Origin of the sequence: Labrys sp. LIt4, from assembly GCF_017813775.1 — a bacterium.
Taxonomy (GTDB): Bacteria; Pseudomonadota; Alphaproteobacteria; order Rhizobiales; family Labraceae; genus Labrys; species Labrys okinawensis_A.
The window spans coordinates 133,690-159,404 of sequence record NZ_JAGIPY010000003.1 but is presented as its reverse complement, the minus strand read 5'-3'; the positions used below and the strand labels follow the sequence as shown (position 1 = coordinate 159,404).

Genomic DNA, 25,715 nt, shown 5'->3' with positions numbered 1-25,715 from the left:
ACCGCGCAGAAGGCAGCCGTTCAGCGTGCTCCATCCGGCCTTGCCTCGGACATGGCCTGCCCGAACAGGATGATGCAGGGGCCGTCCAGCTGGTTGGCGGTAAAAACAGCGGCCATTTCGCCGACCGTGGTGTGGAAGCGGCGCTCGCGGGCATGGGTGGCATATTCCACGATGACGGCCGGTGTATCGGCGGCCATGCCGGCTTCGAGCAGGCGCGTGGCGACCTCGGCGACGACAAGCTTGCCCATATAGATGGCGGTGGTGGCGGCAGGGTCGGCCAGTGCCTTCCAATCGAGATCGTCCGGCAGCTTGCCGTTCTTGGCATGGGCGGTGATGTATTGCAGGCGCCTGGCATGGTCTCGATGGGTAAGGGAGACCTCCAGGCTCGCGGCAGCTCCGGAAGCCGCTGTGATGCCGGGAATGACCTCGACGGCGACGCCGGCCGCGCGACAGGCGGCGATTTCCTCGCCGGCCCGTCCGAATATCAGGGGGTCGCCACCTTTCAGCCGCACCACGCGCTTGCCGTCGCGGGCCAGTGAAACCATGAGCGCGTTGATGTCGTCCTGCTTGCAGGAGGGGCGATGTCCACGTTTGCCGGTGATGATGCGCTCGGCCTCGCGGCGCGCGAAGTCGAGCACTTCCTGCGAGACGAGGTCGTCATGCAGGACGACGTCTGCCGACTGCAGGGCGCGCACCGCCTTCAAGGTCAGCAGTTCGGGATCTCCCGGGCCTGCGCCGACAAGGGCGACGCTGCCCTCGGCCGGGTTTCTTTCCTGCTGCTCGATCGCGGCCACAAGGCCGGCGCGTTCGGTTTCGCCCGGCACGCGATCGGGGTGGCGGAAGGCAGCATTGACGAAACGCTCCCAGATCGCTCTGCGGGCCTGAAGGGAGAGGTCCCGCGCCTGCACCAGAGGGCGCCAGTTGCGCGCGGCCTCCGCCCATTTCTGAAAGCCCGTCGGCAGCAGCATCTCGATTCGGCTGCGGATCGCCTGCGCGAAGACGGGAACGGCGCCGTCGGTCGAAATGCCCACCACCAGGGGCGAGCGGTTCACCACCGCGCCGAACTGAAAATCGCAGAAGGCCGGCCGGTCGACGATGTTCACCGGCGTTCCGGCCCGGCGTGTGGCGGCGGCAAGATGGGCGGCCTGCTCGTCGTCTTCGACATCGGCGATGACCAGGGTGATGCCGTCGAGGTCGGCCTCATGCCAGGAGCGGGCGAGGTGGCGGACAGCCACGTCCTCGCGGGCGCATAATTGCGCCAGGGCGTCGCTCGCCTCAGGCGCCGCGATACGGACTTCGGCGCCGGTCGAGGCCAGAAGCTCGGCCTTCCACAAAGCGGCCTGGGTCGCGCCGATGACCAGTACGGGTTTGCCGGTCAGGCGATAGAATACCGGCAATACCGCCAGCGGCGCGATGCGCGCGGGTTGCGAGACAGGATTACGGCTCATCGATCACAGGCTCAACGTGCTCAATACAGGTCTGGGAGGCGCCGATAACTGCCGGCCTTCGCCTCAGTTTTGCCGCACGTCACACAGCCAGCAGAGGCTAAAGTAAATCGGTCGGGCAGACAATGCGAAGCGGCGTTGGGATGCGGCAGGTTCCTTCCGGGCGAGTCCGCGGTCCGCGCCGGAGGAATTGCTACGGGAAAACCCGATTCTAACCGGCGACGCTGTCGCCGTTGCGACGCAGGTTCAGCCGATCCGACATTGTCATGCCATTGTCATGACGAGCCCGCATGATGCAACATGCCGTTACGCAAACATCAGCGAAAAAAGGCGAGGCTCTCGCGAGCCTCGCCTCATTCTAGACCTCGTCCTAACCCATCTTCCTGAGACTTCCTTCACGCATCTTTGTGCTGTTTGAAGTGTCAGGACGGCTGCTCGACAACGGTTCATTCACCGGCGGCGCCTGCGGGCTTCCTCCCAAGACTTGGACCCTGACTTCCTTCTACTCATCGCTGAGCTCGGATGCCCTGTCGTTGACGGGAGGGACGCTAGACGAAGTTTTTTTGCTTGTCACGTCTTTGTGCAGCAATCGGCACAAAATTAATATCTTTGCTTAAAATTTGTGCGCGTCGTTTCGCTAGGCTGCGCCGTTCATGCGCAAGGTGATGAGCAGGCAGGTCTCATCACGCTTGCCGCGCGGAGCCCATAAATTGCCAAATAATAGCGGTTTTGCTGGTCCTACCCTTGTGTTTTTGCGAGGGATCGGGTCAAGCTGCCACGAACTGGCGATCGCAAGCGATTTGCCGGACAGGCGTGCGGCGGTTTCGATCAGGCGCGCCTTTTTATCCTGAATCGCGATTTCGCCACATGTGTTACCCGGCGCAGCTAAGGTTCGCCGGCAGTTTGGAGAAGGTCTGTCCTATGCGTTTGAGCCGTTATTTCCTGCCTATTCTGCGTGAGACGCCGAAGGAAGCAGAAATTGTTTCCCATCGTCTGATGCTGCGCGCGGGCATGATCCGTCAGGAAGCGGCTGGAATCTATGCATTGCTGCCGCTCGGCCTGCGCGTGGTGAACAAGATCAATGCGATCATTCGCGAAGAGCAGAATCGCGCTGGCGCCATCGAGTTGCTGATGCCGACCGTCCAATCGGCCGATCTATGGCGCGAAAGCGGGCGCTATGACGACTACGGCAAGGAGATGTTGCGCATCAAGGATCGCCAGGAGCGGGAGATGCTCTATGGGCCGACCAATGAGGAGATGATCACCGAGATCTTCCGTGCCTATGTACGCAGCTACAAGGACTTGCCGCTCAACCTCTACCATATCCAGTGGAAGTTCCGGGATGAGATCCGCCCCCGCTTCGGCCTGATGCGCGGCCGAGAGTTCCTGATGAAGGACGCCTATTCCTTCGATCTCGACCAGGCCGGCGCGCAGCATTCCTACAACAAGATGTTCGTGGCCTATCTGCGCACCTTCGCGCGGCTTGGCCTGACGGCCATTCCGATGGTAGCCGATACCGGCCCGATCGGCGGCAATCTCAGCCATGAATTCATCATTCTGGCGTCGACGGGCGAGAGCGAAGTGTTCTGCCATCGCGACTATCTGTCGATGGCGCCGCCTTCGGCTGGCACGGATTTCGACGACAAGGCCGGGCTGCAAGCGATCGTCGACCAGTGGACCTCACTCTATGCGGCAACCGAGGAGAAGCACGACAAGGCGGCCTTCGACGCCCTGCCGGCCGACAAGCAGGTTTCGGCGCGCGGTATCGAGGTCGGGCATATCTTCTATTTCGGCACGAAATATTCCACGCCGATGAAGGCCCTCGTGGCCGGGCCGGACGGTTCCCTCATTCCCGTGCACGGCGGCTCCTACGGCATCGGTCCGACCCGTGTCGCCGGCGCGGCCATCGAGGCCAGCCATGACGAAGCCGGCATCATCTGGCCTGAAGCGATCGCGCCGTTCAAGGTCGGCCTGATCAACCTCAAGCCGGGCGACAGTGCGGTGGATGCGGCCTGCGGCGATCTCTATCTCCAGCTTGGCGCCAAGGGGATCGACGTGCTGCTCGACGACACCGATGAAAGGCCTGGCGGCAAATTCGCCAAGATGGATCTGATCGGCCTGCCCTGGCAGATCATCGTCGGTCCCAAGAGCTTGGCGGAGGGCAAGGTCGAAGTGAAGAACCGCCGCACCGGCGAACGCCAGTTGCTGACGCCGTCGGATGCGCTCGTGCTGGTGGGCTGACTCGACTGGCCTGGCCCCACCTCGGCCGGGGAAGGAATATCATCGATGCCGCGGGCTTGCGCTCGCGGCATTTTTGTGATTGATCAGGAGTTTCTCGTATCTATTTGAATTATAGGGACTAATTAAAAAGATCATTGTGTCGCTTCGTCGAAGGTGCCTCGGTTGGAGCGTCAAAAAGCCGTGGCAAAGCTGGGCATCGCTGAATTTTTGCCGTGCAAACGCCGCGATTCTCGCGGAGTAAGGGGCCTCGCGCCCCACCTGGAATGCCATGAACGCGTCTGCTTCAGCCACGACATCGTCGGAACCGACCGGAACGCCGCCTTTCTCCGCCTTCGAGTGGATGGTGGCGTTGCGCTATCTGATGCCGCACCGCAAGGGCGGCGTGGCCTCGCTGATCGCCGTCCTGTCCTTTCTAAGCTTCCTCATCGGCGTCGCCGCCCTTATCATCGTGATGTCGGTGATGAACGGCTTTCGGGTGGAACTGCAGTCCAAGATCCTCGGCTTCAATGGCCATATCGTTGTCTCTCCCTATGAGACGCCGCTGACCGATTACGACGCGGTCACCAGTCGTATCGCCAAGGTGCCCGGCGTGACCCTGGCTGTCCCCTTCGTGGAAGGACAGGTGCTGGTGTCTTCGCCCTTCTCGGCGAGCGGAGCCTTGGTGCGCGGCATGAAGCTTGAGGATCTCAAGCGCCTGCCGGGGCTTGCCAACAACATCAAGGACGGCACGCTGGACAATTTCGACCAGGGGCAGGGCGTGGTGATCGGTGCCCGGCTTGCATCCTCGCTGGGCCTGCAGATCGGCGATGGCATCACCCTGATCTCGCCGAAGGGAGACCAGACCGCCTTCGGCACCACGCCGCGCATGAAAGTCTATCCGGTGGTCGCCACCTTCGAGGTCGGCATGTCCGATATCGACAGCGGCTTCGTGATCATGCCGCTGCAGGAATCGCAGGCCTATTTCAACCGTGACGGCGATGCGACGGCGATCGAGGTCTATATCGAGAACCCCGATCATGTGCAGTCGGAGAGCGAGGCGATCAAGGCGGGGGCCGGGCGGCCGGTCTCGATCGTCGATTGGCGCCAGCGCAATTCGGCTTTCTTCACGGCGCTCCAGGTCGAGCGCAACGTGATGTTCATGATCCTGCTGATCCTGGTGATCATGGCCGCACTGGGCGTGGTCTCGAGCATGGTGATGCTGGTGCAGTCCAAGCAGACCGACATCGCCATCATGCGCACCATGGGCGCGACACGCGGAGCGATGCTGCGCATCTTCTTCATCACCGGCATGGCGATCGGCCTGCTCGGCACCATATTCGGCCTGCTGCTCGGGCTGTTGGTGTGCCGCTATATCGAGAACATCCAGGAGTTCATTTCCTGGCTGTCCAATACGCAATTGTTCGCGTCCGAGATCTATTTCCTCTCGCGCCTGCCTGCCAAGACGGATCCGACGGAAGTGACAGTGGTGGTGGTGACCACCTTGATCCTGTGCTTCCTGGCCACGCTCTACCCCGCCTGGCGGGCGGCCAAGCTCGACCCGGTCGAAGCGTTGAGGGGAGGTTGAGCCATGAGCATGTCGGGTGAAATTCCGGCCCTCGAACTGCGAGGGGTCGAACGCAGCTACCAGCAGGGCCCAACGGAACTGCGCATTCTGCGTGGCATAGACCTTGCAGTGATGCCGGGGCAGTCGGTGGCATTGATCGCGCCCTCAGGGGCGGGCAAGTCGACATTGCTCCATACAGCCGGCCTGCTCGAGCGGCCGGACGGCGGAGACGTGCTGATCTCCGGCTATTCGACCGCCGAGTTGAACGATGCGGGCCGCACTCGCCTGCGCCGCAATTCGATTGGTTTCGTCTACCAGTTCCATCATCTCCAGCCGGAGTTCTCGGCGCTGGAAAATGTGATCCTGCCGCAGATGATCCGCGGCCTGTCACGCCGCGAGGCGCGCCAGCGGGGCGAGGAACTGCTGACCTTCCTTGGCCTCGGCCAGCGCTTCGGCCATCGGCCGAACGAATTGTCGGGCGGCGAGCAACAGCGGGTCGCCATCGCCCGTGCGGTCGCCAATGCGCCGCATCTCATCCTGGCCGATGAGCCGACCGGCAATCTCGACCCGGGCACCTCGGATCACGTTTTCGGGACGCTGACCGCGCTGGTGCGAGCGTCAGGCTTGGCGGCCCTGATCGCCACCCACAATCTCGATCTGGCGGCGCGCATGGATCGCCGCGTGACCCTGCGCGACGGTCACATCGTCGAGCTCGACTGACGATTGTGGCACCATGCCCCCGGCGCCCGGGGGCTGCTTCATACTATGGTAAACGCCGCAGAGGCCAAAGCCGGGCAGGGCTTTGGTTTCCCCCAAGTCCTTGATCGAAATGGGAAATGCAGCGCCTCTGCCTTCCGGGCAGAGGTCGCCTGCGTCATGCCGGGGGGAACATAAGAGAGACATAAGATGGCGGTTCGGCGACGCTGCGCTTGACTCGGAACAAAACGTGAACAAGATGTCTCTATCGAAGAGAGGAGAACATCATGCTTACGCGTTTCGCCGAAGATTTCGCCGCCATCGCTTCGATGAGCCTGTTCCTGGTCATGCTCGCCATGTGGACGAGCTTCCTGAGCGGTGTTTAAGCCAGATTTGTCCACACTTGTCCACAGGCTCTCAACAAGGGGAGATGGCCGGGATGTGACGCTGGTGTGGCCATCGGCGGTCCGGGTGCAGAGTCAGCTTTGGCGGCCGGCCGGATTGCCATAGACCATGGAGAAGGGCAGGTGGCGAGTCGCGCCGCCCGCCAGCGCAGAGCGGAGGTGTCATGGCGGAGAGTAAGGTGAACGGTCCGGGCTTCGTGCATTTGAACGTCCGCTCGGCTTATTCCCTGCTCGAGGGGGCTATGAAGGTCCCCAAGCTCGCCGATCTCGCCAAGGCCGACGGCATGCCGGCCCTTGCATTGACGGATACCAACAATCTGTTCGGGGCTCTGGAGTTTTCCGAAAAGCTCGCGGGCAGCGGCATCCAGCCTATCATGGGCATCTCGCTGGCGATCAATTTTGCCGACCGCGAGGATGCTTCGGACCGCCGGCCCCTGCATCAGCGGCGTTTGCCGCGCATGATCCTGCTGGCCCAGAGCGAAGTGGGCTACCGCCATCTGATGGCCTTGTCCTCCCATTGCTACATGGACCCTGCCAGCGGCGAGGAGGCCCATGTCTCGATCGGGCGCCTGGCCGAGTTCCAGGAGGGGTTGATCGCGCTGACCGGTGGTCCCGCCGGTCCGTTGGACATGGCCTTGCGCGAGGGGCTCGACGACCTTGCGCGTACCCGGCTGCAGCGCTTGCAGGCGATGTTCGCCGATCGTCTCTATGTCGAGGTACAGCGCCACGACAGCGCAGAGGAGCAGCAGGTCGAAGCGCCGCTTCTGGAGCTTGCCTACGCCGCCGACGTGCCGCTGGTGGCGACCAATGAAGTCTATTTCGCCGCGCGTGCCGACAGCGAACCGCATGATGCGCTGCTCGCCATCGCCGAAGGCCGCATTCTCGCCGATACGGACCGGCGGCGAATGACGCCGAACCATTACTTCAAGAGCCGGGCGGAAATGATATCCTTGTTCAAGGATATTCCAGAAGCCATTGAGAATACAGTTGAGATCGCCAGACGCTGTGCTTTCCGCGTGCGCACGCGGAAGCCGATCTTGCCGCGCTTTTCCACGGGCCTCGACGAAACGGGCGCGCCCGTCGACGAGGCCGTCGAATTGCGCCGCCAAGCCGAAGAAGGCCTCAGGGCCAGGCTTGCCGCGCATGGGCCGGCTCCCGGCCATAGCGAAGACAGCTACGCCAAACGGCTCGAATTCGAGCTTTCGATCATCGAGCGCATGAAGTTCCCCGGCTACTTCCTGATCGTGTCGGACTTCATCAAGCACGCCAAGGCAAAGGGGATCCCGGTCGGGCCGGGGCGCGGATCCGGCGCGGGTTCGCTGGTGGCCTATGCCCTCACCATCACCGATCTCGATCCGCTGCGCTTCAGCCTGCTGTTCGAGCGCTTCCTCAATCCCGAACGTATCTCGATGCCGGACTTCGACATCGATTTCTGCCAGGAGCGGCGCGACGAGGTCATCCGCTATGTGCAGGAGAAATACGGCGAGGATCGCGTCGCCCAGATCATCACCTTCGGCTCCTTGCAGGCGCGCGGCGTGCTACGCGACGTCGGGCGCACGCTGGAGATGGGATATGGCCAGGTCGACAAGCTGTGCAAGCTGGTGCCGCAGAACCCGGCCAATCCGGTCACTCTGGCCAAGGCGATCGAGGATGAACCGAAGCTGCGCGAATCGGCCAAGGACGATCCGACCGTCGAGCGTTTGCTCAGCATTGCCCAGAAGCTGGAAGGGCTCTATCGCCACGCCTCGACCCACGCCGCCGGCGTGGTGATCGGGGATCGTCCGCTGGTGGAGCTGGTGCCGCTCTATCACGATCCCAAGACCTCGATGCCGATGCCGGCGACCCAGTTCAACATGAAATGGGTAGAGCAGGCGGGGCTGGTGAAGTTCGACTTCCTCGGACTCAAGACACTCACCGTGCTTGAGCGCGCTTTGATGTTCCTCAAGCAGCGCGGCATCACGCTCGATCTTGCCGCCCTGCCGCTCGACGACAAGAAGAGCTATGAGATGCTCGGCCGTGGCGAGACGGTTGGTGTGTTCCAGGTGGAAAGTGCGGGCATGCGCAAGGCGTTGCTCGACATGAACGCCGACCGTTTCGAGGACATCATCGCGCTGGTGGCGCTTTACCGCCCGGGCCCGATGGCCAACATCCCCGTCTACAACGCGCGCAAGAAGGGGCTGGAAGAGCCGGACTACATGCTCGACCAGCTCAAGCCGGCCCTGGAAGAGACTTATGGCGTCATCATCTACCAGGAACAGGTGATGCAGATCGCACAGATCCTCTCCGGCTATACGCTGGGCGAGGCCGATATGCTGCGCCGCGCCATGGGCAAGAAGATCAAGGCGGAGATGGACGCCCAACGTGTGCGTTTCGTGGAGGGAGCCGTCGAGCGGGGCATTCAGAAGGCCAAGGCCGACGAGATCTTCGATTACCTCGCCAAATTCGCCGATTACGGCTTCAACAAGAGCCATGCGGCCGCCTACGCGCTGGTTTCCTACCAGACCGCCTATCTCAAGGCCAATTATCCGGTCGAGTTCATGGCGGCCTCGATGTCGCTGGATATGTCGAACACTGACAAGCTCGCCGAATTCCGTCTGGAGGCGCGGCGGCTCGGCATCAAGGTCGAGCCGCCCTCCATCAACCGTTCGGGACCGGACTTCGAGGTCCATGACGGCGCGATCCGCTATGCGCTCGGCGCGGTCAAGGGCGTCGGCCTGGCGGCGATGGAGCGCCTGGTCGAGATCCGCGGAGACCAGCCCTTCTTCGATCTCGGCGATTTCGCCCGGCGCATCGATCCCAAGGCCATCAACAAGCGCATTCTCGAAAACCTGGCGGCGGCGGGGGCCTTCGACGAATTCGACCGTGACCGGGCACGCGTCACCGCCTCCATCGATGCCATCATGGCGCAGGCACAGCGCTCCCACGCCGAAAAGAGCGACGGACAGGCCGATATGTTTGGTTCCGCGTCGACCCCGGAACCGCTCAAGGGGACGGTCGTCGAGCCCTGGGAGCCCGCCGACCGTCTGCAGCGCGAATTCGACGCGATCGGTTTTTTCCTTTCGGGCCATCCTCTGGATGCCTATGCCACCGCCCTGGAGCGCCTGCAGGTGCCGTCCTGGGCGCAGTTCACCCAGAAGGTGAAGCAGGGAGCCACGGCGGGGCGCCTGGCGGCGACGGTGCTGTCGCGCTCCGAGCGCAAGACCCGAACCGGTTCCAAGATGGGCGTGATCATGCTTTCCGATGCCTCGGGGCAGTTCGAGGCCGTGCTGTTCTCGGAAGGCCTGGCGCAATATCGTGACCTGCTCGAGCCGGGCACGGCCGTGCTGATCGGCGTGCAGGCGGCTCATGAAGGCGACGATGTCCGCATCCGTATCGTGACGGCGGAAAAACTCGATAACGCCACCGCCAAGACCCAACGCGGTATCAAGGTCTTCCTGCAAGGCGAGCAGGCGCTCGAATCCGTCGCCAAGCGGCTGGGCCAGCGCGGAGAGGGAGAGGTCTTCCTGATTCTGCAGCTTGAAGGCGGCATGCGTGAGGTCGAGTTGAAACTGCCCGGCAAGTTCCTGGTGACGCCACAGATTGCCGGCGCGATCAAGGCGATTCCGGGCGTGGCGACTGTTACGCAGATGTAGGCCACGTGGAGGGCCGGTCTCCGGATCGACCTCCTGGAAGCGTCACGCTCACCGCGGAAGAAGGGAGCCGGGCCGGAGATCGATCCTCCATTTCGAATTCTTCCCACCTCGGGGCTTGCCTAATCGCCCGCGCCCCCTTATAGAGCGCGCCATTCCACACGCGGACGAAGCGGCCCTGCCGCTCCGGTGCCGTGTTTTGTTTTGCCCGCAATGGCGCGGCAAGGCAGGCACGGTAGATGTCCGCGGAGGCCTTATCAAACCGGAGTTACAACTCTATGGCACTGCCAGATTTTTCCATGCGCCAGCTGCTCGAGGCTGGAGCCCATTTCGGCCATCAGTCGCACCGCTGGAACCCCAAGATGGGGCCTTATCTCTTCGGCGTGCGTAACGGCATCCACATCATCGACCTCGCCCAGACGGTTCCCGCTCTCCATCGCGCCCTGCAGGCGGTGTCGGACACGGTTGCCCGTGGCGGCCGCGTGCTGTTCGTCGGTACCAAGCGCCAGGCCCAGGACGCGGTTGCCGATGCGGCCCGCCGTTCGGCCCAGTACTATGTCAATTCGCGTTGGCTCGGCGGCACGCTGACCAACTGGAAGACCATCTCCAACTCGATCCAGCGCCTGCGCAAGCTCGACGAACTGCTTTCCGGTGGCGCCCAGCAGGGCTACACCAAGAAGGAGCGTCTCGACCTTACCCGCGAGCGCGACAAGCTCGAGCGCGCCCTCGGCGGTATCAAGGATATGGGCGGCACCCCCGACCTGATCTTCATCATCGATACCAACAAGGAAGACATCGCGATCAAGGAAGCCCGCCGGCTCAACATCCCGGTGGCCGCGGTTCTCGATTCGAATTCCGATCCGGACGGCATCACCTTCCCGATTCCGGCCAATGACGATGCCGGCCGTGCCCTGTCGCTCTATTGCGATCTGGTTGCCCGCGCCGCTCTTGACGGTATCTCCCGCGCCCATGGCGAGCTGGGTATCGACATCGGCGCCGAGGAAGCTCCGCTGGTCGAAGAACTGCCGGCTTCGGAAGAGGCTGCTTCGGGCGAGTTCTTCGAGCTCCTGGCTGCTCCGCGCGGCGCTCCCGACGATCTGACCAAGCTGACCGGCGTCGGCCCGCAGCTCGAGAAGAAGCTCAACGAGGGTGGCATCTGGCATTATTGGCAGGTTGCTGCCATGACCCCGGAAGACGTTGCCAAGGTCGATGCCGAGCTCAAGCTCAACGGCCGTATCGATCGCGACGGCTGGGTGGAACTGGCCCGCAATCTGGTTGCCGGCGCCTGATACATCCAAGGCCTGCAATTTCGTTGCAGGCTCCCTATCTATCCCTGAATACGGCCCGGTAGCTTGCCTTCCAATTGTGATGTTGGAGTGGTAAGCGCCGGGCCGCTTCCCATCACCGGACCTGTTCCGGTTTCCCAAAGAGGTATCCTGCGATGTCGAACATTACCGCCGCCATGGTGAAAGAGCTGCGCGAACAGACCGGCGCGGGCATGATGGATTGCAAGGCAGCGCTCACCGAGACCGCCGGCGATCTGGAAGCCGCTGTTGACTGGCTGCGCAAGAAGGGCCTGTCGAAGGCCGCCAAGAAGGCCGGTCGTGTCGCCGCCGAAGGGCTCGTCGCCCTGCTGGTCGAAGGCAACAAGGGCGTCGCCGTCGAGGTCAATTCCGAGACGGACTTCGTGGCCCGCAACCCCGAGTTCCAGGATCTGGTCTCCGGCATTGCCGAAGTCGCCCTGAACACCGGCGAGGATGTCGAGGCCCTGAAGGCGGCTGCCTTCCCGGGTGGCGGCACGGTCGAGGAGAAGATCTCCGCGACGGTCGCCAAGATCGGCGAAAACATGTCGCTGCGCCGCGCCAAGATCGTCTCGGTCGGGCAGGGCGCACTGGCGACCTATGTTCACAACCCGGTCGTTGCCAACAAGGGCCGCATCGGCGTGATCGTTGCGCTCGAATCCGCCGGCAATGCCGAGAAGCTGGCTGAGCTCGGCCGTCAGATCGCCATGCATGTCGCTTCCTCGAATCCCGTTGCCGTCGATGCCGCCGGTGTCGATGCCGCGACCGTCGAGCGTGAGAAGACCATTCTCGCCGAGAAATATCGCGAGCAGGGCAAGCCGGAAGCCGCGATCGCCAAGATCGTCGAGAGCGGCATCAAGACCTACTTCAAGGAAGTGACCCTGCTGGAGCAGCCCTTCATCTTCGATCCCTCCAAGTCGGTCGGCCAGGCCATCAAGGAGAGCGAAGGGGCGGCTGGCGGCCCGATCAAGGTGGCTGGCTTCATCCGCTACGCTCTGGGCGAGGGTATCGAGAAGCAGGAAAGCGACTTTGCGGCCGAGGTTGCCGCTCAGGCGGGCCACGCCGCCTGAGGCTCCCGTTCCAGGAGTTGCCGCTGGCCGTATTTCGGCCATGTGGATGATCGAGATCGACAACAGGCGGCTTAGGGCCGCCTGTTGTATAAGTGGCCAGCGAATCGGAGAGCAATCATGGCGGTACTTCCCTATAAACGCGTCCTGGTGAAGCTTTCCGGCGAGGCCCTGATGGGAGGCGAGGCCTTCGGCATCGACCGGGCCACGGTGCGCCGCATCGCCGAGGATGTCATCGAGGCGGTCAAGCTTGGCGTGGAAGTCGCCGTGGTGGTGGGCGGCGGCAACATCTTCCGCGGCTCCCAGATCGCAGGCATGGGCTTGTCGCGGCCCGCGGCTGACTCAATGGGCATGCTCGCCACCGCGATGAACGTCATCGCGCTCGAAGCCCAGCTCGCCTCGCTCGGCCAGTCCGCCCGCGCCATGTCGGGCGTCGCCATGCCCTCGGTGGTCGAGACCTATACGCGCCAGCAGGCGATGGAGCACCTCGCCAAGGATCGCGTCGTGCTACTGGCTGGCGGCACCGGCAATCCCTTCTTCACCACCGATACCGGCGGCGCCTTGCGCGCAGCAGAATTGGAATGCAATGTCCTGATGAAGGGCACGCAGGTCGATGGCATCTATTCCGCCGATCCCAAGAAAGACCCGGCTGCGACCCGCTATGATCACATCACCCATGACGAAGTCATCCGCAAGGACCTCAAGATCATGGATACGGCGGCGTTTGCGCTTGCCCGCGAGGCACGCTTGCCGATAATTGTTTTTTCGATTCAACAACCCGGATCCCTGGCGGCCGTGCTGCGCGGGGAAGGACGTTGCACCCTGGTCACTCCATAGGACGTTTTTTGATCCAACTGGATCAGAAAACGTTCTGGTTCTTTGTTTTGAAGCGTTTTCTAGAAAACGCTTTCGCCGTTTCCAGTACAGAAATTCGAGGGCAGGAACATGACTGCGTCATTCGATATCGCCGAGGTCAAGCGCCGCATGGAAGGCGCCCTGAACGCGCTGAAACACGAACTGGGCGGGTTGCGTACCGGCCGGGCCTCTTCTTCGCTGCTCGAACCTGTGCATGTCGATGCCTATGGCGCCAGTATGCAGCTGTCCCAGGTCGCCACCATTTCGGTTCCGGAGCCGCGCCTCATCAGCGTGCAGGTCTGGGATCGCGGTATGGTCGGCGCCGTAGAGAAGGCGATCATGAACTCCAATCTCGGTCTCAATCCCCAGACCGAAGGACAGGTGATCCGGCTGCGTATTCCCGAGATGACGCAGGATCGCCGCAAGGAACTGGTCAAGGTCGCGCATAAATACGCAGAATCGGCGCGCGTGGCGGTGCGGCATGTCCGCCGTGACGGCCTGGATATCCTGAAAAAGACGGAAAAGGACGGCGCGATCGGCGAGGACGAAGAAAAGCGTCTGGCCGACCAGGTGCAGAAGGCGACCGATGCGATGATCGCCGAAATCGATAAGACGCTCGCCTCCAAGGAGAAGGAAATCATGCAGGTGTGACGGAAGAGGGCTGCAGATTATCCGCAAGGACTATTCTACTTCCCCAATTCGACACCAATTATCCACTGTCTATCCGATGATCGTTCGATAGAATTCGTGCCAGCCGGTTCGGCGGAGAAGCTTCGAGGCACCAATGTTTGGCAGGGACGAAATCGACGATGCAACCGTGGCGGCCCCGCCGGCTCATGTCGCCATTATCATGGATGGCAATGGTCGCTGGGCTTCCAAGCGCCTGATGCCCCGTTTCGAAGGGCATCGCCGGGGCGTCGAAGCACTCAGGCGGACCGTCCGCGCCGCCGCGGAACTGGGCATACGCTATCTCACGCTCTATTCCTTCTCCTCAGAGAACTGGTCGAGGCCCCGCACCGAAGTCGACTATCTCATGGGATTGGTGAAGCGCTTCGTGCGCAACGACTTGGCGGACCTGCATGCCAACAATGTGCGGGTGCGCATCATCGGCGAGCGGGAAGGGCTCGACGCCGAGCTTGCCGAACTCCTGAGTGAGGTCGAGAATCTCACCGCGGCCAATACCGGGCTGACACTCGTGGTGGCGTTCAATTATGGCGCTCGGCAGGAGATCGTCGCCGCGGCTCGTCGCCTCGCCCAGAAGGTTGCCGAAGGGACGCTCAAGCCGCAGGACATCACGGCCGAAGCCGTCGCCGCCAATCTTCACACGCATGATATTCCGGACCCGGATCTGGTAATCCGGACCTCGGGCGAACAGAGACTTTCCAATTTCCTGCTTTGGCAGGCGGCCTATGCCGAGTTCGTCTTCATTCCCTTGCTCTGGCCGGATTTCGATCGGCGTGCCCTGGAGACCGCGCTGGCCGAATATCACGCACGTGATCGTCGTTTCGGTGGGCTCGGCGAGACCGATCCGCCCCGTCAGGCCAATTCCGGGTAGGACCGTGTTGTCGGCGTGCATGTGGGGGATGATGTGAGAGCAGTTTTGTGCCGAGGACCGGCCAGCCGGTTGCGGGGGGCGGGATCATCCGCCCACGGTCTCTGACATGGCGGATGCGTCCAGGGCCAATTGGTCCGATCTTTCCATCCGCATCGCTTCCGCCCTGGTGATGGCCGGGCTGGCGCTGGCCACGGCCTGGTGGGGCGGTCCCCTTTTCGCATTGTTCTGGTTTCTCGCCGCCGCCGCCGTTTTGTGCGAATGGCTGTTCCTGATCGCCGCCGGCCGCCGCGACGGGCCGGCTGCCGCGCTTGGGGTCTGCCTGCTTGCGGCATCGACCCTGCTCGTCCTGAGCGGGCAGGGGAGCGCTGCCTTGCTGACAGTTGTCGGCGGGACGGCAGCGATGGGTGGCCTGGCCCGGGTTCGCGGGATGCCGCAGCCCTTGCTGGCCGCGGCCGCTCTACCCTATGCGGCTTGCGTGGTCCTGCCGGTTATCGCACTGAGATTGGACGAGCCTCATGGCATGCGCGCCATTTTCGTGCTGTTCGCCATTGTCTGGGGCTCGGATGTAATGGCCTATTTTACCGGCCGCACTCTGGGAGGGCCCAAGCTCTGGCCGAGGGTCAGCCCGAAGAAGACCTGGTCGGGTTTCATCGGCGGCACACTGTTCGCCGCTCTGGCTGCTGGCGTGGTTGGCGGTTCCTTCCTGTTGGTTCCCGTAGGCGCGGCACTGGCGGCGATCTCCCAGGGCGGTGATCTCCTTGAATCCGCCTTGAAGCGTCGTTTTGATGCCAAGGATGCGAGCCATCTGATCCCGGGTCATGGCGGCGTCATGGACAGGCTCGACGGCTTCCTGGCGGCGGCATTGGCCGCCTTGCTGATCGGGCTCGTGCATGCCGGCCTGCATCCGGCCCAGGGCTTCATAGTGTGGTAGTGCCACAGGCAGGGCCGGCCTGGCCTGGCTTTCTGGTGCGTGAGGGGAACGGATGATGGGTCTTCTGGATAGTTTCGGTCTCGGTGCGCTCGGCTTCGTGCCGTTCATCGTGATCATCTCCATCCTGATCTTCTTTCACGAGCTTGGGCATTTTCTGGTCGGGCGCTGGTGCGGCGTGAAGGTCGTGACCTTCTCGATCGGTTTCGGGCCGGAATTGTTCGGCTATGACGACCGGCACGGGACCCATTGGCGCATCGCGGCAATTCCGCTCGGCGGCTATGTGCGCTTCTTCGGCGACGCCAATGCCGCTTCTCTGCCCGACGAGGAGCGCAACCAGCTGATGACGCCGGAGGAGCGGGCGGTCAGCCTGTTCCACAAACCGGTCTGGCAGCGCATTGCCATCGTCGCGGCCGGTCCTTTGGCCAATTTCATCCTGGCAGCTTTCGTCTTTGCGGCCGCATTCTCGATTTATGGTTACCCGAATTCTGACGCGATTATCGGGCCGATCAAGGCTGACGGACCGGCAGCGAAAGCCGGCCTGCGCAAGGGTGACCGGATCGTCGAGGTCAACGGCACCAAGGTCACCCTGTTCGACCAGCTCCCCGATCTGATTTCGGCCGAGCCGGGACGCCCCGTGAAGCTTACCATCGAGCGGAGGCAGGAGAGTTTCGACGTCAGCGTCACGCCGGAAACGCGGACATTCTCCACGCCGGATGGCAAGACCGTTTCGCGGGCGATCATCGGTATCGGCCCTGGCGGCATGTCGCGCCTGGATCCTGTCTCTGCCCTGTGGCAGGGCACCAAGGAAACCGGCCAAGGTATTGGTGCATCAGCGAAATTTATCTACGATCTTTTTGCCGGGCGCGGCGATCCCAAGCAGGTGACCGGCATTGTCGGCATTGCGGTAGCTTCCAAGACGATCACTGAAACCATCGGGTTTGCCGGCCTGATCCTGCTGACTGCGGGACTGTCGATTTCCGTCGGCTTCATCAATCTGTTGCCGATACCGGTTCTAGATGGCGGTCATCTGGTCTTCTACGCCATCGAGGCGATCCGGGGCAGGCCGGTAGGAGCGCGCGCGCAGGAGTTGTCCTTCGGCATCGGGCTCATGTTGATAATTACAATCACCGTTTTGGTGTTGGGCCATGATCTGTCACAGCAATTGTCGGGTGGCTGAGAGGGCGTGGCGGATTCGCAACGGTCTCCCAAAAAAGGACGGGTGGCGGCCGGGGGTCGGTTTGCATGTGTCCGGAAACCCTGTAGAAGCATTTCCAATGAGCGCAATGCGGGCTGGCGAGGTTTGGCGTTGAACTCGACTTGGTTTGGTAAAAAGAGTGGGATTTAGACCCGATGGCAACAGCAATGTACAAGTTGAAGCTGGGCGTTGCCCTCGCGGCCGTCGCGGTTCCGTCGTTGTTCGGGGCCTTCGTGGCATCTCCTTTGGTGGGCACGGCTGAAGCCGCTCCGAGGAAGCATGTCGCGTCGCGCTCGGCGCCGATCGTCAACCGCATCGTGTTCGAGAAGAATAAGAAAGTCACGGCGGATCAGCTGTCTTCGATCATGGAGACCAAGCCCGGCAGCCCGGTGAACCAGGCCACCCTCAGCGCCGATATCGATCGCATGCGTGAGGCCTATAACCGGACCGGCCGCTCGACGGTGCAGATCACCTATCGTGAAGTCCCTCTGCCGAACAATCGTGTCGACCTCGTTTTCACCGTGGCTGAAGGCTCGAAGGTTGGCATTGAGTCGATCAACTTCGTCGGCAACAACAATTTCTCAGCCTGGCGCCTGAAGCGGCAGATGGCCACTGTCGAGAGCGGCTATCTGGGCTGGCTGCGCACCACGGACACCTATGATCCGGATCGCCTCGCCGGCGATGAGGAGCGCCTGCGCCAGTTCTACGTCAACCATGGCTACCCCGATTTCCGCGTCGTCTCGATCGTGCCGTCACTGAACGAAAAGCAGGATGCCTATGTCCTGACTGTCACGGTCGACGAGGGCCAGTACTACAAATTCGGGCCCTCGCAGGTCGAATCCAGCATTTCCGACGTCAATCCCGCCGATCTCGAGGGTGATGTCCAATCCTGGAACAACTGGACATATCGCGGCGAGGACGTCGACAAGACCGTCGAGGACATGACGGTCAAGCTGGCCGCGTCCGGCCATCCCTTCGCCCAGGTCCGTCCTCGCGCGGTGCGCGATGCCGGCGGCAACGTCATCAGCGTCAACTATGTCGTGGAAGAGGGCGCGAAGGTCTATATCGAGCGCATCAACATCCGCGGCAACACCCGCACCCGTGACTATGTGATCCGCCGCGAATTCGATATCGGCGAAGGCGACCCCTACAACAAGGCCCTGATCGAGCGTGCGACCCGTCGCCTGCGCAACCTGGGCTACTTCAAGAACATCCGCGTCACCAACGAGCCGGGCTCGGAGCCCGATCGCGTGATTGTCAACGTCGATGTCGAAGACCAGTCCACCGGCGAATTCTCGCTGGGCGGCGGCTATTCCACCTCGGACGGCTTCCTCGGCGAAGTTTCGCTCACCGAGCGCAACTTCCTCGGCCGTGGCCAGTATGTGAAGGCCTCGGTGCAGTATGGCCAGCGCACGCAGGGCTACAGCCTGTCCTTCACTGAGCCCTATTTCCTCGGGCAGCGCATCGCTGCAGGCTTCGACATCTTCTCCAAGACCACCGATGACAGCGACTACAGCTACTACAAGGACCAGACCACCGGTGGTACGCTGCGCGCTGCCTTCCCGATCACCGAGAACTTCACGGTTGGCGTGAACTACACGATCTATTCGGAGAAGGTGACTATCCCGGATGGCCGCTACACCGACAACGATTTTGACAATGGTGAAGCCTCGGTCGCTATCAAGGAATTGGCCCAGGAAGGACGTCGCCTGGTCTCGATGGCCGGCTATACGCTGACCTACAACACGCTTGACGATCTCAAGCAGCCCAGCTCCGGTATGTATGTCCAGTTCAAGCAGGATGTCGCCGGCCTTGGTGGTGATGCCAAGTTCATCAAGCAGTCGATCGATGGTCGCTACTACTACTCGTTGACTGACGACCTCACTTTGATGGTCCGCGGTCAGGGTGGCTATATGCACGGCTTCGGCAAGGACAAACTGGCGATCGTCGATCAGTATAGCCCCGGACCCGATCTGGTACGCGGCTTTGCCCCGGGCGGTATTGGTCCGCGTGATATCGCTGGCGGCTCGAAGGGCAACGGCCTTGGCGGCACCACCTATTTCGGCGGTACGGTGGAACTGCAGTTCCCGATCTTCGGACTGCCGCGTGAAGTGGGCCTGCGTGGCGCTGTCTTTGCGGATGCCGGAACGGTATTCGGCTATGGCGGTAAGAAGTACGCGAAATACGGAAACCCAGACGATCCGACGCAGGTGACCTTCAATCTCGTCGACGAACACAAGATCCGTTCTTCCGTCGGCGCCAGCTTGCTGTGGGCCTCCCCGCTCGGCCCGTTGCGCTTCGACTATGCCTATGTCCTGACCAAGGCGAAGCATGACGATACGCAGGCCTTCCGCTTCGGTACGATCGTCAACTATTGATGATCTGACCTGACGTTTTGGCCGGCCGGTCCCCTTGGGGCCGGCCGGTTTTTTGTTCACAGGGGCGGCACTTGTCGGATGCCGCAATGAACGGAAATATTCGGTGTTTTGCATCGCGCCCCCTTCATCGTGTATGGGCTGGCGGATGAATGTCCAGGCCGGTAACGCTTTTGCAAAGGGACTGGTTTATTCATGATGGCAAAGATCACCGGTTTCGGAGCAGCCACTCGAAACCGGATTTGGAGGGGCTGACCGTAGCGTGGACTTGATGACGGATCCGGTATTCTTTCACGCGCGCAACCGCCTCACCGTTGCCGATATCGTCGAACTCACCGGAGCCGAGCCGGTGCCCGGCCTGTCGCTGGACCTGTCGGTCGAACGGGTGGCGCCGCTCGATCATGCCGGGGAAGGCGATCTGAGCTTCCTTGAGAATCCGCATTATCTGCCGATGCTGGAAACATCCAAGGCAGCGGTCATCCTGATCTCGCCTAAATTCGTCGATCGCGCTCCGAAGAATGCGCCCCTGCTGGTGGCCCGCGAGCCCTATCGCGCCTTTGCCCAGATCGGCATGGCCCTGTTCCCGGATGCGGCGCGCCCGCAATCCTTCTTCGGGGCCAAGGGTATTTCGCCGGGGGCCGTCGTGCATCCCGAGGCGAGACTGGAGATCGGTGTGACAGTCGATCCTGGGGCCGTCATCGGACCGCGAGCGGAAATCGGGGCCGGCACCATCGTCGGCGCCAATGCTGTGATCGGCCCGGATGTCCGGATCGGGCGCGACTGCTCGATCAGCCCCAATGCGGTGATCCAGCACTCCCTGATCGGTAATCGCGTCATCATCCATGCCGGGGCTTGCCTTGGCCAGGACGGCTTCGGCTTTTCGATGGGGCCGCGCGGCCATCTCAAGGTGCCGCAGGTTGGTCGCGTCGTAGTACAGGACGATGTCGAAATCGGCGCCTGCACAACCATCGACCGTGGCGCCAATCGCGATACCATCATCGGCGAAGGTACCAAGATCGACAATCAGGTGCAGATCGCCCACAACGTCATGGTCGGCCGGCATTGTGTACTGGTGTCCAAGGTCGGAATCTCCGGCTCGACGGTCCTGGAGGATTTCGTGGTGATGGGCGGCGCCTCCGCGACGGTTGGCCATATCCGTATCGGCATGGGTGCCCAGATCGCCGGCGCCGCCAACGTCAAGGACGATGTGCCTCCGGGCGCGCGCATGGGCGGCACCCCCGCCCAGCCTCTGGGAGATTATGCCCGCGAGCTGGCCTTGCTCAAGAAGCTGGTCAAATCGTCGCGGGTTCGGTCGGGGCAGGGAACGGATGGGGGATCCAGCGCCTGAGGCGCCTTGCCATTTCACGGGGGCCGGGGGAAGACCAATCCGTTGGATTGGCCCCGGAACGAAGCGTTGGGGGCAAAAAGCGATGAACGCGTTTTGCTCTTGATTTCTGGGGGACAGACGCGTTTTCCAAACCGGTCGGGTCGGAAAACGCTCTTGAAGGCGATATCGAGTTTGGCTTTAGCGCCTGGCCGAAGGCCGGGCCGGTTCAGGAAATGAGACATATATGAGTGAAGCAACCCCTGGAACGCTGGAAACTGCAGATATCGGCAAGCTCTTGACGCTGCTGCCGCATCGCTATCCCTTCCTGCTCGTGGACCGCATCGTCGAGATCGACGGCGACAATTCCGCCGTCGGCATCAAGAACGTCACCTTCAACGAGCCGCATTTCACTGGCCACTTCCCCGAGCAGCCTGTGATGCCGGGCGTGCTGGTGATCGAAGCGATGGCCCAGACGGCCGGTGCAATCTGCGTGCTCAGCACGGAAGGCAAGGCCAGGCCCAAGGTCGTTTATTTCATGACCATCGACGAATGCCGTTTCCGCAAGCCGGTCACGCCGGGCGATCAGATGCGTCTGCACCTGACCAAGCTGAAGAACCGCCGCAACATGTGGTGGTACAAGGGGGAAGCCAAGGTCGACGGCGTCACGGTTGCCGAGGCCGTGGTTTCCGCCATGCTGGTTACTGAATAATGGCGGGGGGGGCTCAACAGACCATTCATCCCACCGCCATCGTCGAGGCGGGGGCGAAGCTTGGCGAGGGCGTCAGCATCGGCCCGTTCTGCGTGGTCGGGCCGGAGGTGGCATTGGCTGACGGTGTCACTTTGCATTCGCATGTCGTCGTCGCCGGGCGTACCAGCATCGGTGCGCGCACCAAGGTGTTTCCCTTCGCCTCGCTGGGGCATCAGCCTCAGGATCTCAAATATGCCGGCGAACCCTCGGATCTCACCATCGGCAGTGATTGCCTGATCCGTGAAGGGGTGACGATGAATCCCGGCACCAGCGGCGGCGGCATGCATACCGTGGTCGGCGACCGCTGCGCCTTTCTGGCCAATTCCCATGTCGGGCATGATTGCAGGCTCGGCAACAACATCATTCTCTCCAATGGCGTCCTGCTGGCCGGTCATGTCTCGGTCGGCGACTATGCCATTCTGGGGGGCGCCGCGGCGGTGATCCAGTTCGCGCGCGTCGGCGCACACGCTTTCGTCGGCGGCCTGTCCGGCGTCGAGAACGATCTGATCCCCTTCGGCATGGCCCTGGGTGATCGGGCCAGCTTGGCCGGTCTCAACATCATCGGCCTGAAACGCCGCGGCTTTGGCCGGGAGCAGATCCATGCCCTGCGTCATGCCTATCGCATGCTGTTTTCCTCCGGCGGGACGCTGAAGGAGCGGGTGGAGAAAGTCGCCGAGACTTTCGCCGATCAGACGGCGGTGATGGAGATTGTCGATTTCGTGCGCGCCGGCGGCGAGCGTGCCCTGGTGACGCCGCGTGATGCGTCGGCGCGCGATCTCGCAGGCAGCGAGGCGTGAGCGCGCCGCCTGCTGCCGGAACGGTGATGGCCAAGCCCGCTTTGGCGATCATTGCCGGGGCAGGGCGTTTGCCGGCTGAGATTGCGGCAGAGGCGGCGGGGCGAGGGGAAGCGGTCGCGATCCTGCCCCTGAAGGGCTTTGCCGACGCCGATTTTGCCAGCTACGCCCAATATCCCGTCAGCCTGATCGATCCGAAGGGGGTTCTGCAGGAACTGTCGCGGGCCGGTGCAGACCGGGTGATTCTGGCCGGCGCGGTGCATCGGCCGGGGCTCGGCATGGTGCGCTCCGGCATCCAGGCCGTTCGGCACCTCGAAGAAATCCGCAACGTGCTCGAAGGCGGGGACGACAATCTCCTGCGGGGCGTGATCGCGTTCCTGGAGAAGCACGGCTATGCGGTCGTCGGCGTTCGTGACGTGGCGCCGTCATTGATGGCGCCTGTGGGAACGCTCGGCCATTTATCACCCAGTCCGGCCGAACTTGAAGGGATCGCGATCGGACGGCGTGCTCTTGCCGCCATGGGGGCGGACGACATCGGCCAAGGGGTGATCGTCGCGCAAAAGCGTGTGCTGGCCGTCGAAGCCGCCGAAGGCACGGATAACATGATAAGGCGCGTTGCCCTGTTGCGCCGGCCTGGCCTGTTCGGCCGCCTGCTGCGCCATGGGCGCCCGCCCGTGGCCGAGCAGGATGGCGGGGTGCTGGTGAAGGCGGCCAAGCCGGAACAGGATTTCAGGGCCGACCTGCCGGGAATCGGACCGCGCACGGTACGCCTCGCCAGGAAAGCCGGCCTTGCAGGCATCGCCATCGAGGCGGGCAATGTTCTCGTGCTGGAGCGGGATGCCACCATCGCGGCGGCCGACGCGGCCAACCTGTTCCTTGTCGGGGTATGATGATGATGACGGATCGGCCTTTGAAGATCGCCATCGTCGTCGGCGAACATTCCGGTGACCAGCTCGGCTTCAAGCTGATGCAGGCCTTGCGGGCGCAGGCCGGTAGGCCCGTGGTGTTCAAGGGCACGGCCGGCCCCGCCATGACGCGGGAGGGTATGGAAAGCCTGTTTCCTCTCGACGACATTGCGGTGATGGGTTTTGCGGCAGTGATCGGACGTTTTCCCACGATCTACCGGCGAGCCTGGCAGGTGATCGACGCCATCGTCGCCGACCCTCCCGATGGCATGGTGATCATCGACAGTCCGGATTTCACCCACGCCGTCGCCAAGCGCGTGCGCCGGCGTCTGCCGCACCTGCCGATCGTCAACTATGTTTCGCCCAGCGTCTGGGCCTGGCGCCCGGGCCGGGCCGTGTCGATGCGGGCCTATGTCGACCATGTGCTCGCTTTGTTGCCCTTCGAGCCCGAAGCCTATTGCCGGTTGAATGGTCCGCCCTGTTCCTATGTCGGCCACCCCTTGATGGAGCGCCTCGATGAATTGCGGCCCAACGCCGAGGAGGAGGCGATCCGGCAGGGGGCACGGCCGTTGCTGTTGGTGCTCCCCGGCAGCCGTTCGAGCGAAGTGGGGCTGCTCACCGACGATTTCGGCCGGACGATCGAGCTGTTGTCGGCCAGGAGAGGGCCTTTCGATGCGGTGTTGCCAACGGTACCGCGCCATGCCGAGCGCCTGCGGCAGGTGACGGCCAGCTGGGCTACGAAGCCGCGCATCATCACCGATGCGGATGAGAAATATGCGGCCTTCCGCCGGGCGCGGGCTGCGCTGGCGGCATCGGGTACGGTGACGCTCGAACTGGCCCTGGCGCAGGTGCCGATGATCGGCACCTACCGTTTTCCCGCCTGGGAGGCCTTCCTGGCCCGGCGTCTGGTGAAGGGGCGCTTCTTTCTGCTGCCCAATCTGATTCTCGATCGACCGGCCGTGCCCGAACTCTTTCAGGAAGAGGTCGTGCCGGATCGCTTGGCCAGTCTGATGGCGGGATTGCTTGGGGATACGGACGAACGGCGCGCCCAGATGCAGGCCTTCAGCGAGATCGATCAGCGCATGCAGGTCGTGGGAGAGACACCCTCGCAACGAGCAGCCAGCATCGTGCTGGAGACCATTGCCGCCAAGGCGAGGTGAGAGGGGCGGGCGCGTCGGCTGGAAGCGCAGCGACTGCAATGAGAAGGGCGGATCCGAGGATCCGCCCTTTGCTATTCAGCGGCGCTGGGCCGGCGAAACATAATCGCGGCGAGCTGCGCCGGTGTAGAGCTGGCGCGGGCGGCCGATCTTCTGGGAAGGATCCTCGATCATCTCCTTCCACTGAGCGATCCAGCCAACCGTACGGGCGAGCGCGAACAGCACGGTGAACATCGAGGTCGGGAAGCCCATCGCCTTGAGCGTGATGCCCGAATAGAAATCGATGTTCGGATAGAGCTTCTTCTCGATGAAGTACTCGTCGTGCAGGGCGATGCGCTCGAGTTCCAGCGCGACCTCGAGCAGCGGGTCGTCCTTGTGGCCGAGCTCGTTGAGCACTTCATGCGTCGTGCGCTGCATGATCTTGGCGCGCGGATCGTAGTTCTTGTAGACGCGGTGGCCGAAGCCCATCAGGCGGAACGGATCGTTCTTGTCCTTGGCCTTGGCGATGTATTGCGGGATGCGGTCGACGGTGCCGATTTCCTGCAGCATCTTGAGCGCAGCCTCGTTCGCGCCGCCATGCGCGGGTCCCCACAAGCAGGCGATGCCGGCCGCGATGCAGGCGAAGGGATTGGCGCCCGAGGAGCCGGCGAGACGGACTGTCGAGGTCGAGGCGTTCTGCTCGTGATCGGCGTGCAGGATGAAGATGCGATCGAGAGCGCGTGCCAGGATCGGGTTGGGCTTGTAGTCCTCGCAGGGAACCGAAAAGCACATGCGCAGGAAGTTGGACGGATAGTCCAGATTGTTCTGCGGATACACGAAAGGCTGGCCGATGGTGTATTTGTAAGCCATCGCAGCCAGGGTCGGCATCTTGGCGATCAGCCGCATCGACGAGATCATGCGCTGATGAGGGTCGGAGATGTCGGTGGAGTCGTGATAGAAGGCCGAGAGGGCACCGACCGAGGCGACCATCACCGCCATCGGATGAGCGTCACGCCGGAAGCCCTGGAAGAAGCGGGCCATCTGCTCATGCACCATGGTGTGGCGCGTGACGCGGTAGTCGAAGTCCGCCTTCTGAGCGGCCGTCGGCAACTCGCCATAGAGCAGCAGATAGCAGGTCTCGAGGAAGTCGCCATGCTCGGCGAGTTGCTCGATCGGGTAGCCGCGATAGAGCAGCACGCCCTCATCGCCATCGATATAGGTGATCTGAGATTCACAGCTCGCCGTCGAGGTGAAGCCCGGATCGTAGGTAAACATGCCCGTATGCTTATAAAGGGGCGCAATATCAACAACCGTCGGACCAACGGAGCCGCTCTTGGTCGGCAATTCGATTGCCTTGTCACCAATAGTCAGAGTCGCCGTGTTACCGCTCATGCAATCCTCCTTGTACGGAAATACGCGGTCACGCCCTGGCCAGAAAGGAGCCCCCCGGCTCAAGTAAGGCCTACGTATCGCCGATCCGTCGCTGTTGGGTAGACCATTTGCTGCAATGCCGCAAGAATGACGAAGAGGTGAACCGACGGTTCGGCCTTGGGCTCAATCCCCCGTTC

General features: G+C 62.6%; 19 protein-coding genes. 17 read left to right on the top strand and 2 right to left on the bottom strand.

Going from position 1 to position 25,715, the window contains the following annotated elements:
• Positions 1-20: 20 nt before the first annotated feature.
• Positions 21-1,448: a siroheme synthase CysG gene (gene cysG, locus J8I29_RS06640; RefSeq protein ID WP_209431039.1), complete on the bottom strand. Its 1,428-nt coding sequence runs from the start codon at positions 1,446-1,448 to the stop codon at positions 21-23.
• Positions 1,449-2,366: 918 nt separating this feature from the next.
• On the opposite strand from cysG, the gene proS reads away from it, so the two are divergent.
• The 17 genes from proS (at position 2,367) to lpxB (ending at position 24,171) form a co-directional block, all read left to right on the top strand.
• Positions 2,367-3,686, top strand: a complete 1,320-nt coding sequence (gene proS, locus J8I29_RS06635; RefSeq protein ID WP_209431038.1) for a proline--tRNA ligase — start codon at positions 2,367-2,369, stop codon at positions 3,684-3,686.
• Positions 3,687-3,954: 268 nt separating this feature from the next.
• Positions 3,955-5,250, top strand: coding sequence for a lipoprotein-releasing ABC transporter permease subunit (locus J8I29_RS06630; RefSeq protein WP_105864679.1), 1,296 nt, complete (start codon positions 3,955-3,957; stop codon positions 5,248-5,250).
• A gap of 3 nt (positions 5,251-5,253) precedes the next feature.
• The gene (locus J8I29_RS06625) at positions 5,254-5,949 is read left to right on the top strand and encodes an ABC transporter ATP-binding protein (RefSeq protein ID WP_209431037.1); all 696 of its coding nucleotides are present in this window, start codon (positions 5,254-5,256) and stop codon (positions 5,947-5,949) included.
• A gap of 544 nt (positions 5,950-6,493) precedes the next feature.
• Entirely contained in the window at positions 6,494-9,961 is a 3,468-nt protein-coding gene (dnaE, locus tag J8I29_RS06620) for a DNA polymerase III subunit alpha (protein ID WP_209431036.1), read from the top strand.
• A 275-nt stretch (positions 9,962-10,236) separates the two neighbouring features.
• Entirely contained in the window at positions 10,237-11,247 is a 1,011-nt protein-coding gene (locus J8I29_RS06615; RefSeq protein WP_105864676.1) for a 30S ribosomal protein S2, read from the top strand.
• 152 nt (positions 11,248-11,399) lie between these two features.
• Positions 11,400-12,329 (top strand): translation elongation factor Ts, encoded by a 930-nt coding sequence (gene tsf, locus J8I29_RS06610; protein WP_105864675.1) that lies wholly within the window; start codon positions 11,400-11,402, stop codon positions 12,327-12,329.
• Between the two features lie 117 nt (positions 12,330-12,446).
• A complete protein-coding gene (pyrH, locus tag J8I29_RS06605; protein WP_105864674.1) occupies positions 12,447-13,163 on the top strand; it encodes a UMP kinase in 717 nt (238 codons plus the stop codon).
• Between the two features lie 108 nt (positions 13,164-13,271).
• The gene (gene frr, locus J8I29_RS06600) at positions 13,272-13,832 is read left to right on the top strand and encodes a ribosome recycling factor (RefSeq protein WP_105864673.1); all 561 of its coding nucleotides are present in this window, start codon (positions 13,272-13,274) and stop codon (positions 13,830-13,832) included.
• Positions 13,833-13,965: 133 nt separating this feature from the next.
• Positions 13,966-14,736 carry an isoprenyl transferase gene (locus tag J8I29_RS06595; RefSeq protein WP_105864672.1) on the top strand — a complete coding sequence of 257 codons (771 nt, stop codon included), beginning with the start codon at positions 13,966-13,968 and terminating at the stop codon, positions 14,734-14,736.
• A 106-nt stretch (positions 14,737-14,842) separates the two neighbouring features.
• On the top strand, positions 14,843-15,667 hold the full coding sequence (locus tag J8I29_RS06590; protein ID WP_209431035.1) for a phosphatidate cytidylyltransferase: 825 nt from the start codon (positions 14,843-14,845) through the stop codon (positions 15,665-15,667).
• 52 nt (positions 15,668-15,719) lie between these two features.
• Entirely contained in the window at positions 15,720-16,844 is a 1,125-nt protein-coding gene (locus J8I29_RS06585; RefSeq protein ID WP_209431034.1) for a M50 family metallopeptidase, read from the top strand.
• A gap of 173 nt (positions 16,845-17,017) precedes the next feature.
• Positions 17,018-19,240, top strand: a complete 2,223-nt coding sequence (gene bamA, locus J8I29_RS06580) for an outer membrane protein assembly factor BamA (RefSeq protein ID WP_209431033.1) — start codon at positions 17,018-17,020, stop codon at positions 19,238-19,240.
• 268 nt (positions 19,241-19,508) lie between these two features.
• Positions 19,509-20,585 (top strand): UDP-3-O-(3-hydroxymyristoyl)glucosamine N-acyltransferase, encoded by a 1,077-nt coding sequence (gene lpxD / locus J8I29_RS06575; RefSeq protein WP_209431032.1) that lies wholly within the window; start codon positions 19,509-19,511, stop codon positions 20,583-20,585.
• Positions 20,586-20,808: 223 nt separating this feature from the next.
• Positions 20,809-21,273: a 3-hydroxyacyl-ACP dehydratase FabZ gene (gene fabZ / locus J8I29_RS06570; RefSeq protein WP_105864667.1), complete on the top strand. Its 465-nt coding sequence runs from the start codon at positions 20,809-20,811 to the stop codon at positions 21,271-21,273.
• A complete protein-coding gene (gene lpxA / locus J8I29_RS06565) occupies positions 21,273-22,109 on the top strand; it encodes an acyl-ACP--UDP-N-acetylglucosamine O-acyltransferase (protein WP_209431031.1) in 837 nt (278 codons plus the stop codon). Before fabZ ends, lpxA begins: the two co-directional genes overlap by 1 nt.
• Positions 22,106-22,996, top strand: coding sequence for a UDP-2,3-diacylglucosamine diphosphatase LpxI (lpxI, locus tag J8I29_RS06560; protein WP_209431030.1), 891 nt, complete (start codon positions 22,106-22,108; stop codon positions 22,994-22,996). The genes lpxA and lpxI overlap by 4 nt, the downstream gene beginning before the upstream one ends.
• A gap of 5 nt (positions 22,997-23,001) precedes the next feature.
• Positions 23,002-24,171: a lipid-A-disaccharide synthase gene (gene lpxB, locus J8I29_RS06555; protein ID WP_209431029.1), complete on the top strand. Its 1,170-nt coding sequence runs from the start codon at positions 23,002-23,004 to the stop codon at positions 24,169-24,171.
• 75 nt (positions 24,172-24,246) lie between these two features.
• Here the strand turns inward: lpxB and gltA are convergent, their stop codons facing one another.
• The gene (gene gltA, locus J8I29_RS06550) at positions 24,247-25,539 is read right to left on the bottom strand and encodes a citrate synthase (RefSeq protein WP_105864663.1); all 1,293 of its coding nucleotides are present in this window, start codon (positions 25,537-25,539) and stop codon (positions 24,247-24,249) included.
• Positions 25,540-25,715: the final 176 nt, after the last annotated feature.

Bases quoted from the DNA above. Each gene is read 5' to 3' on its own strand.
- cysG (WP_209431039.1), bottom strand. From the start codon at position 1,448: ATGAGCCGTAATCCTGTCTCGCAACCCGCGCGCATCGCGCCGCTGGCG.
- proS (WP_209431038.1), top strand. From the start codon at position 2,367: ATGCGTTTGAGCCGTTATTTCCTGCCTATTCTGCGTGAGACGCCGAAG.
- J8I29_RS06630 (WP_105864679.1), top strand. From the start codon at position 3,955: ATGAACGCGTCTGCTTCAGCCACGACATCGTCGGAACCGACCGGAACG.
- J8I29_RS06625 (WP_209431037.1), top strand. From the start codon at position 5,254: ATGAGCATGTCGGGTGAAATTCCGGCCCTCGAACTGCGAGGGGTCGAA.
- dnaE (WP_209431036.1), top strand. From the start codon at position 6,494: ATGGCGGAGAGTAAGGTGAACGGTCCGGGCTTCGTGCATTTGAACGTC.
- J8I29_RS06615 (WP_105864676.1), top strand. From the start codon at position 10,237: ATGGCACTGCCAGATTTTTCCATGCGCCAGCTGCTCGAGGCTGGAGCC.
- tsf (WP_105864675.1), top strand. From the start codon at position 11,400: ATGTCGAACATTACCGCCGCCATGGTGAAAGAGCTGCGCGAACAGACC.
- pyrH (WP_105864674.1), top strand. From the start codon at position 12,447: ATGGCGGTACTTCCCTATAAACGCGTCCTGGTGAAGCTTTCCGGCGAG.
- frr (WP_105864673.1), top strand. From the start codon at position 13,272: ATGACTGCGTCATTCGATATCGCCGAGGTCAAGCGCCGCATGGAAGGC.
- J8I29_RS06595 (WP_105864672.1), top strand. From the start codon at position 13,966: ATGTTTGGCAGGGACGAAATCGACGATGCAACCGTGGCGGCCCCGCCG.
- J8I29_RS06590 (WP_209431035.1), top strand. From the start codon at position 14,843: ATGGCGGATGCGTCCAGGGCCAATTGGTCCGATCTTTCCATCCGCATC.
- J8I29_RS06585 (WP_209431034.1), top strand. From the start codon at position 15,720: ATGATGGGTCTTCTGGATAGTTTCGGTCTCGGTGCGCTCGGCTTCGTG.
- bamA (WP_209431033.1), top strand. From the start codon at position 17,018: ATGGCAACAGCAATGTACAAGTTGAAGCTGGGCGTTGCCCTCGCGGCC.
- lpxD (WP_209431032.1), top strand. From the start codon at position 19,509: ATGACGGATCCGGTATTCTTTCACGCGCGCAACCGCCTCACCGTTGCC.
- fabZ (WP_105864667.1), top strand. From the start codon at position 20,809: ATGAGTGAAGCAACCCCTGGAACGCTGGAAACTGCAGATATCGGCAAG.
- lpxA (WP_209431031.1), top strand. From the start codon at position 21,273: ATGGCGGGGGGGGCTCAACAGACCATTCATCCCACCGCCATCGTCGAG.
- lpxB (WP_209431029.1), top strand. From the start codon at position 23,002: ATGACGGATCGGCCTTTGAAGATCGCCATCGTCGTCGGCGAACATTCC.
- gltA (WP_105864663.1), bottom strand. From the start codon at position 25,539: ATGAGCGGTAACACGGCGACTCTGACTATTGGTGACAAGGCAATCGAA.